Annotated in this window: 13 protein-coding genes; 1 reads left to right on the top strand and 12 read right to left on the bottom strand. The window is 60.2% G+C overall.

All coding sequences use genetic code 11. The features are described from left to right. Window positions 1-377: 377 nt before the first annotated feature. Window positions 378-1,457: an HNH endonuclease gene (locus MHN84_RS29435; RefSeq protein ID WP_241207975.1), complete on the bottom strand. Its 1,080-nt coding sequence runs from the start codon at window positions 1,455-1,457 to the stop codon at window positions 378-380. A gap of 162 nt (window positions 1,458-1,619) precedes the next feature. Here MHN84_RS29435 and MHN84_RS29430 point away from each other — a divergent pair, with 162 nt between their 5' ends. Continuing rightward, a complete protein-coding gene (locus MHN84_RS29430; RefSeq protein ID WP_241207974.1) occupies window positions 1,620-1,892 on the top strand; it encodes a hypothetical protein in 273 nt (90 codons plus the stop codon). 26 nt (window positions 1,893-1,918) lie between these two features. Here the strand turns inward: MHN84_RS29430 and MHN84_RS29425 are convergent, their stop codons facing one another. The 11 genes from MHN84_RS29425 to MHN84_RS29375 all read right to left on the bottom strand — a co-directional run bounded on the left by MHN84_RS29425 (window position 1,919) and on the right by MHN84_RS29375 (window position 6,383). Continuing rightward, window positions 1,919-2,218 carry a colicin immunity domain-containing protein gene (locus MHN84_RS29425; RefSeq protein ID WP_241207973.1) on the bottom strand — a complete coding sequence of 100 codons (300 nt, stop codon included), beginning with the start codon at window positions 2,216-2,218 and terminating at the stop codon, window positions 1,919-1,921. A 15-nt stretch (window positions 2,219-2,233) separates the two neighbouring features. After that, window positions 2,234-2,647, bottom strand: coding sequence for a hypothetical protein (locus tag MHN84_RS29420; protein ID WP_241207972.1), 414 nt, complete (start codon window positions 2,645-2,647; stop codon window positions 2,234-2,236). After that, complete coding sequence (locus tag MHN84_RS29415; RefSeq protein WP_241207971.1) at window positions 2,644-2,943, bottom strand: hypothetical protein; 300 nt, start codon at window positions 2,941-2,943, stop codon at window positions 2,644-2,646. Before MHN84_RS29415 ends, MHN84_RS29420 begins: the two co-directional genes overlap by 4 nt. A gap of 78 nt (window positions 2,944-3,021) precedes the next feature. Further along, window positions 3,022-3,279 (bottom strand): hypothetical protein, encoded by a 258-nt coding sequence (locus tag MHN84_RS29410; protein ID WP_241207970.1) that lies wholly within the window; start codon window positions 3,277-3,279, stop codon window positions 3,022-3,024. Window positions 3,280-3,304: 25 nt separating this feature from the next. Next, on the bottom strand, window positions 3,305-3,700 hold the full coding sequence (locus tag MHN84_RS29405; protein WP_241207969.1) for a DUF6188 family protein: 396 nt from the start codon (window positions 3,698-3,700) through the stop codon (window positions 3,305-3,307). Window positions 3,701-3,768: 68 nt separating this feature from the next. Then, entirely contained in the window at window positions 3,769-4,137 is a 369-nt protein-coding gene (locus MHN84_RS29400; protein ID WP_241207968.1) for a hypothetical protein, read from the bottom strand. Next, window positions 4,134-4,406: a hypothetical protein gene (locus tag MHN84_RS29395; protein ID WP_241207967.1), complete on the bottom strand. Its 273-nt coding sequence runs from the start codon at window positions 4,404-4,406 to the stop codon at window positions 4,134-4,136. Before MHN84_RS29395 ends, MHN84_RS29400 begins: the two co-directional genes overlap by 4 nt. Before the next feature lie 42 nt (window positions 4,407-4,448). Then, a complete protein-coding gene (locus MHN84_RS29390; protein ID WP_241207966.1) occupies window positions 4,449-4,865 on the bottom strand; it encodes a hypothetical protein in 417 nt (138 codons plus the stop codon). A 35-nt stretch (window positions 4,866-4,900) separates the two neighbouring features. Continuing rightward, window positions 4,901-5,161 carry a hypothetical protein gene (locus MHN84_RS29385; protein ID WP_241207965.1) on the bottom strand — a complete coding sequence of 87 codons (261 nt, stop codon included), beginning with the start codon at window positions 5,159-5,161 and terminating at the stop codon, window positions 4,901-4,903. A gap of 96 nt (window positions 5,162-5,257) precedes the next feature. Then, entirely contained in the window at window positions 5,258-5,521 is a 264-nt protein-coding gene (locus MHN84_RS29380) for a hypothetical protein (protein WP_241207964.1), read from the bottom strand. Window positions 5,522-6,185: 664 nt separating this feature from the next. Further along, window positions 6,186-6,383 (bottom strand): hypothetical protein, encoded by a 198-nt coding sequence (locus MHN84_RS29375; protein ID WP_241207963.1) that lies wholly within the window; start codon window positions 6,381-6,383, stop codon window positions 6,186-6,188. Window positions 6,384-6,571: the final 188 nt, after the last annotated feature.

Below are 6,571 nucleotides of genomic sequence, written 5' to 3'. Positions count from 1 at the left end.
TGCCGCCAAACACGCTGCGGCAGCACTTGCCAAACAACACCAAATCACCTAGCGTTCAACATGACTCGTTGATCACAACGCGTGAACCACGCCAGATCCGAAGTCCACCACTCCACGGGACGCTATCACTTCGACAACCGTGCCGGGTGGCCGTGGTTGTTGTGGCTGCGGCTCACAGATGCCGGCAGGACAATCGGTGCGGAACACGAGCCTGCGTATCGGCAAAGGCTCGACGAACTTCGTGCACACGGGGGAGAGGACCAAGCGATACCCGCGCGGTTACAACCGAGGTCCTGATTCTTTCTCCGACCGGTTCTCGACCAGCTCAACATCCGCCAGATCGCGAACGTGTTCCAGCCGTAAGATCGTGATTGTTCTCAGGGCCACCGCGGTGGGAAGCCGATGTCCAGTCTTTCCGTCTGCTTGTACCCCGCCCATGTGGGCACACCCGTTGGTTGACCGCGGTAGATTCCGCGCGCCGCGGCGATTACCCGGTCGTGCTGTGTTGGCCACTGCAGTTGAGAGGCAATGTTTTCGAGCGTCTTTCGATCCCGGTGCAGTACCCGGTGGACTATGGCCACTGCCGGCAGCGCGCTGCTCTTGTCGGTGTTGCACCGTGTGCAGGCGAGCACCAGATTGGCCAGGCCGTCGATTCCGACGAGCGACCAGGGCAACACATGGTCGATCGGATTGTTCGTCGGAAGGTGACTGCCGCAGTAGAAACAGTGCGGTCCGAAGGCGTCTTTGAACGGCTCGCGGATTGCCGACAACGTCAGGCGGTCACGACCGAACAGATGTCCGGCCACGTCGGGGACCTCAGCGTCGAGGAACCGATTCATGCGCCGAACGTCGTCAACCCACATGATCTCCAGCGCCGGTTTGAGCAGCACGGCCAGACGGGCCAGCCCGGAGGCGATGCCTGGCTTCAACACGATGGAGTCGTCGTGCGCACGCAGTATCTTGCGAGAGACGTTCTCGCCGAGGAACGAGTCGTCATAAAGAAACGGGTCGTTTGTGGCGGCGCCCGGAAGCTTCTGGAGTCGCCGTAGGGGTTGTTTGGCCAGCGCGATGACCACCGTGTCGATCGCGTCCGCGTAGGCATCGGGCGCCCGCATCATCGCCACCTCGAGCGAGAGCCCACTGTTTCCGATCCCGGCAGCCTCACGCAGGCGCTTCGTCGCATCGGTGATGCGGGCTCGGTTCCCCGTTCGGCGCTGAACGAGTTCCTGTCCTTCGAACGGGCGCACTTGGCGCCAATACAGCGCGATCACCCGGTGTGCGAGGTGGGCAATCGGTACCTGGAGTGTGTCATCAGGTCGATCCGGCAGATTTTCGATGCAGTACTCGATCAGAGCCATCAACAATGCCAGTTTGTAGGTGGCGTCACGTGCGCCCGTCTCGAGAATGGCGACCACTCGCTGCCCGAGCACCAGCGGATCGCTGACAGCATCGTCCATCGCGTAGCCCCCGTCGTCGTCAGACCTTCACTGTGCACCACTCAGGCATCGAGATACTGGAGGTCTAGCGTTATCGGCATGGGGTTGTTCAGTCACGAGGAAGTTCGGGAACCAGCCGACGACGGCAGTAGTGGCGGTGTCCAAAGGGTCCGAGCTGCTGACGTGGACGCATTCGGCGTCGAAGATCCCGTGGTCGTGGGTCCGGGGCCGCCGCCCGAGGACGGTTCGTGTGGGCAGTACGCGGTGCAGTTCCACGTGACGACATCCATGCTCGTCGGGTTGAAACGCATTGCCGATCGGCAGGGAGTCACGGTACCGGAGGTGTGCCGCCAAGTGATCGGTGTGTTTGTTTCTCAGCAGGAGGGCGAGTTGTCGGCGTTGCTTGCCGCTGAGACCGAGGCCGATGGTTACCGGCCGAGTTTGGGCGAGGCGTAGGCGCACCGAGGCAGCCCATGACTACTTCAGGTGTAACCGAGTTCCCGCAACGCCCCTCGCGCGCGGGCAGCGCATGACATGAGCCCGTCGTCGTCAAGGTCGTCCGTTCCCGTTCTCAGTCGAGGTTCAGCGACATAGCGGTCGGCGTCTTCGAACAGTTCCTGAAGTACGGGGAAGACAGGTTGGCCGAGAACCCGCTGCTCGTTCTTCACCATCCGGAGATAGGTGAGTTGGAAGACGGGCGCGCTGACGGATCGACGCAGGAAGCGGTCGATGAGATCGATATAGGAGTTGATGTCGGGTAGACCCGTATAGTCCGGCGTCACGGAATCACCTCTCGCTCACTCACTGACGGTCGAGTCGTGATCTGACTTCAGTTTCATCCTGGGTCGGGGATAGCCATTGCTCCGCGATCCCCATACTCGGACACGACCCCAATCACCCTCGAGAAGAACGGAACTGGAGCCCGTTACGAGTGCATCGATGCCGCCGAGGTCCTTGGCCCCCGTGGCATCGGCGAAGAACCTGTGCGACCGGTGCAGCCATTCGGCGCTTGTGCATTCAGAGAACGTCAGGTCGGCGGATCGGTAGCAGTGATGCTCGCCTGTTCGCGGCGGTCGATACGCGGGATGCTCGGGCGTCAGCACGGCGTCGAGGGTGAAGGTCAGCGCTGACGGTGTCTCGGTGATGGCCAAGACGAAGCTGTCTTCGAGATAGAACCCGTCGAGACCCGGAAACTTTTCGTAGTTGATCACGCTGGAAGCACCTCCAGCTCGTCGGGTCGTGGCCAGCGGGTGGGCGGCTCATTGGTCACCCAGGCGTACTCCAGTCCGGAAAGGTGGCCCCTGGTGACCCAGATGATGATCTCACCCTGATAGTCGACGCCCTCGGACACGAACGCCCGGGCGGGGAATGGTCCGTCGGGACAATCGAAGACCGGTGTCGAGTCCGGCACCTGAACGTCGCACACCCATGTCGTGCCGTGCGAGATCAGCGCCCGTGCGAGCTCGGCCTGTAGTGCGTCGGCATCGTAATGTCCTGTGGTGCTCACGATTGCGAGGATCAGCGCACGCTCCTTAACTGTCAGCGCGCTTTCAGTCATGGCCACAGCACTGGTCGCTACGTCGCCTCACGTCCCGTCCAATCTCGCCGCATTGACACGTTGCAAGAGATCGCTGACCGCTGTGCCGTACGCCGTCGGTTCCCACTCGTCATCGAGGTTGTCGATGAACTCATCACACAGGATCGACACGATCAACTCCGCGTCGCTGCGCGACACCGCGTCGGTGACCGCGAGTTTCTCGGACAGCGCTGGGTCACGACGACTCACGACGTCATGAAGCATCCGCCTCTCGTCATCGTGGAGGAACTTCAAGCTCACATCCACCGAACCGACCTTCCGCACGTCGATTTCATTCCGGGGTATCCGATCTGGCGTGTGCGCTCCAGATCGCGAGCTCGCCGCCCGGCATCGAGACGACGAGCGCCCCGCGGGGGCCCGATACGTTCCACGCCTCGTACTGGTCATCAGCCGGTACATGAATGAGGCTGCCGTCTTCGAAAGCCATCCTGAGCGCGCCGGAATCGTCGGCTATCGATTCAATGATGTCCAACCCCACCAACTGGCGGATTGGAGCGAAGGCCTCCGCAGGGTCTTCGTCCGGGGTCAAGGTGAAGGCTTCGCCGTCGCGACTCAACGTGAGAGGCGACGCCATCAGGGCGAAATAATCGTCTGAGAACGTCATGACGAGAGAGTTCTCGATGAGCACAGATTGCAGTTTCTTGCCGTCTAGTCCCAGATCCATCATGGCCGCTGATCTTTCGGAATAGGATTTGTAGCGTTGGGTTTCGCGGTGTGCGCACACGTGCCGAGTTGCTAGCTATCCGTCGGAAATTGTCGGGTCGATAGCTCATGCGCGATCTGTTCACCGTACGGAGTCAAATTGAGCCAGCAGCACCATGGCCACACGGTGGTGTCGTCGAACGCGTCGATGTAATAGCGCCCTACCCGAGAGATCGCTTGATCGATCGGCTCCAGCCACCGGACGAACCCGCGCTCGGCAGTGACGTCGCCGATCTCGAACAAGCCCTGCTCAACCACCTCGCGCATCAACTCTAGTGCGGCTTGTTGAATCCGCGATATCGGAGATCCAATCATGTGACGGGCCATCTCTCGGTGGACGTGATCAAGCGCGACCCAGTCGTAAGTTCCCAGCAGCAAGAGACTTTGATACGGGTTCGTCATATCGGGGCCCCTCTTCGCCCATCGGGCTGGTAGAGAAGGAGATCGTCGTGCTCGCGACGGCGACAGGCCTCAGCGAAGGCGATACTCGACTCTGAGTCGGTCGCGAAGCTTCGCGCTAGTTCGCCGCTGACGCGGTAGTACTCGTTGTAGTCGACGGCGCCATTGCTCACAGCTATCGCCAGATAGAACTCACCCGTGTGCAGATCGCTGCCGAAGGAGAAGCGACGGGAGATCGAGAAAGATGTCTCCGAGAAGCCGTCTTTCGTCATGGTCTCGAATTCTCGCGGGACGCGCGGGCGCGGTTCACGGCATCAATCCTTGCCAGGCGGCGCGGCGATTCGAGCGCGTGCGGCATCGAAGTATTTCACGATGCGATCGCGGACCCATAGGAGCGGCTCGCCATAGGCGTGATACTCGAGCCGTGCTTTCTCGATCACTTCGGCGATGGGACCAGCCGGCTGTTCAATGAACGTGGTCAGGAATTGCCAGCCGGGCGCGTTCAAGCCGAGCTGATTCGGAGCGTTGCTCGGCGCGATCATGGCGTTGGTTTCGCCCTCGCGCGAGGACTGATAGACCTGGATCCTGCAATCAGGGGAGCGATAGTAGACGACGTGGAGATCACGGCCTCCGCTGTCCGACTCATCGTCGACCTGGTCGAGCATGAAGCCACGGACCGCTAGGACGGGTCCGACGATGGCCTCGACTGCATCGGCGAACGCTGTCATCACCGGGGAGATCCTTCCTCTGACTTTCGACAATCGACTCAGACCGGTGTGCCACGATTCCACCCCGGCCGTTCGATCAACCGATCGTCCCGCTCACGTTCCCGGCACGATTGCGCGAATTCCGACGCTGCAAGCTGATCTGATGAGAAAACGTTGTACTCGTCGGGGTCCAGTTCGTAGTACTCCTCGTAGTTAAAGACTCCATTGCTCACAGGAATTGACAGATACTTTCGCCCAGAGCCGACCTCGACGCCAAGGGAGTACCGGTGGTGCGGTGAAAAATACGAATCGACATACACCGGCGGGTCCTCCTCAGCAACACTGACCGCTTCTGTAGAGCCTGCGGTCCGCTGCGGCAATGACCCTGCATGAATTTCGGGGACCGCGCGGGTGGCTCAACGCGGGCTGCCACGATCCGGTCCCGGTGGGAAAGCAAGGATGTCGTCGCGTTCTCGGCGACGGCAGGAGTCAGCGAACTCGGTGGCGGTCCTGCTGTCGACCGCAAACCGGTCGTATTGGTCGGCTGTCAGCCAGTAGTACTCGATGTAGTCGATCATGCTGTTCGACAGGGGAACGCCGAGGAAGTGTCGCTGGGTCGTCGTCTCACGGCCCAGCCAGTAGCGGCCGGTCTCCGAAAAATGGGTTTTCTCAAACCGCATGTGAATCATTGCTCCTGCGTTCTAGGCGCAACGTCCGATTGTGCCAGTGAAACGATTCGGCGGCGCAAAACGGTCCGGCGCTTGGATAGGGACCGGCGGTGAGTCCAGCACTTACTCAATCTGCTGCGGGACAAACGCTTTAGCAGATGTCTCTGTGCGGCGGAGAGCTGGTCGGCCTTCAGCGCCGGTAGACCCTGCTTTCACGACTCATCGCATAAGATATGTGTAGTAGTTGCCGATTGCCCTCAGCGCGCTCGTGGAGAGATCTGGATGTCTATGACGCATCTCAGCCTCAACAAAATCGCCTGCCTCATCCAGTGACAGGTTGGTCCAATCAGGTTCTATCGTCATGGCTTCATTCAGGATCTCTTGGACGAACGTTTTCATCAGTGCGGCTCGTGTTGAACCGAAATGTGTCTCGAACTCTGCGTCGTTCTTCCCGGATAGTGCCGCAGATAAATCTCAGTTGCCTCGCTCACGTCTGTTTGCTCGCTCAACGAATGCTCACCTCACCGTGAGAACACGCCTGTAGATAGGCTCGTGTCCGGGTCAAAATCTGAATTTGCTTGGTCACTCTCGGCTCAGGTTGAAACTTGAGAGGTCTCGGCCTCTACTCCACCCGACGCCGCATGCGACATTCAGGAATGCTCGTTTCGTCCGGAGTCTAGGTCGACGGCATGCCGACATTGACCAGCCTCTCGATTTCCTCCACCGGCGTCGCCATCAAGTGGCTGAAGATCGTTGCGCGTGGGGCGGATAGTGCCGCAGCCCCGGCGCTGCCCCGGATCGCAACGAACCCTTCCCGTATCTCGGTGACTTCGACTGACGGCGCAAAGCCCTTCTTGTAGAGATTGGTTCCCAACGCGCCCGACGCAAGATCGCTTCGTATGAGTGTTGCCCAATTCCAGATCAGGTATTTCTCCGCTGTCCGTGGCCATGAAAAAGTACCCACTGGTGGTCAAGTCGAGGTATCCGTTTTTGGCCAGGTAAAAGTATCCACCCCGTGTTCGTCGTGTCGATCAGGAACTGCGGGCCCCGACGGTGACGGTG

Origin of the sequence: Mycobacterium sp. PSTR-4-N, assembly GCF_022348085.1 — a bacterium.
In the GTDB taxonomy this organism is placed as follows: Bacteria; Actinomycetota; Actinomycetes; order Mycobacteriales; family Mycobacteriaceae; genus Mycobacterium.
The sequence above is the reverse complement of the archived record's forward strand: the minus strand, read 5'-3'. Positions and strand labels throughout refer to the sequence as shown.

What these genes read in the sequence shown, in the direction of transcription:
- MHN84_RS29435 (WP_241207975.1), bottom strand. Translation starts at nt 1,457, where the DNA reads ATGGACGATGCTGTCAGCGATCCGCTGGTGCTCGGGCAGCGAGTGGTC.
- MHN84_RS29405 (WP_241207969.1), bottom strand. Translation starts at nt 3,700, where the DNA reads ATGATGGATCTGGGACTAGACGGCAAGAAACTGCAATCTGTGCTCATC.
- MHN84_RS29400 (WP_241207968.1), bottom strand. Translation starts at nt 4,137, where the DNA reads ATGACGAACCCGTATCAAAGTCTCTTGCTGCTGGGAACTTACGACTGG.
- MHN84_RS29395 (WP_241207967.1), bottom strand. Translation starts at nt 4,406, where the DNA reads ATGACGAAAGACGGCTTCTCGGAGACATCTTTCTCGATCTCCCGTCGC.
- MHN84_RS29380 (WP_241207964.1), bottom strand. Translation starts at nt 5,521, where the DNA reads ATGCGGTTTGAGAAAACCCATTTTTCGGAGACCGGCCGCTACTGGCTG.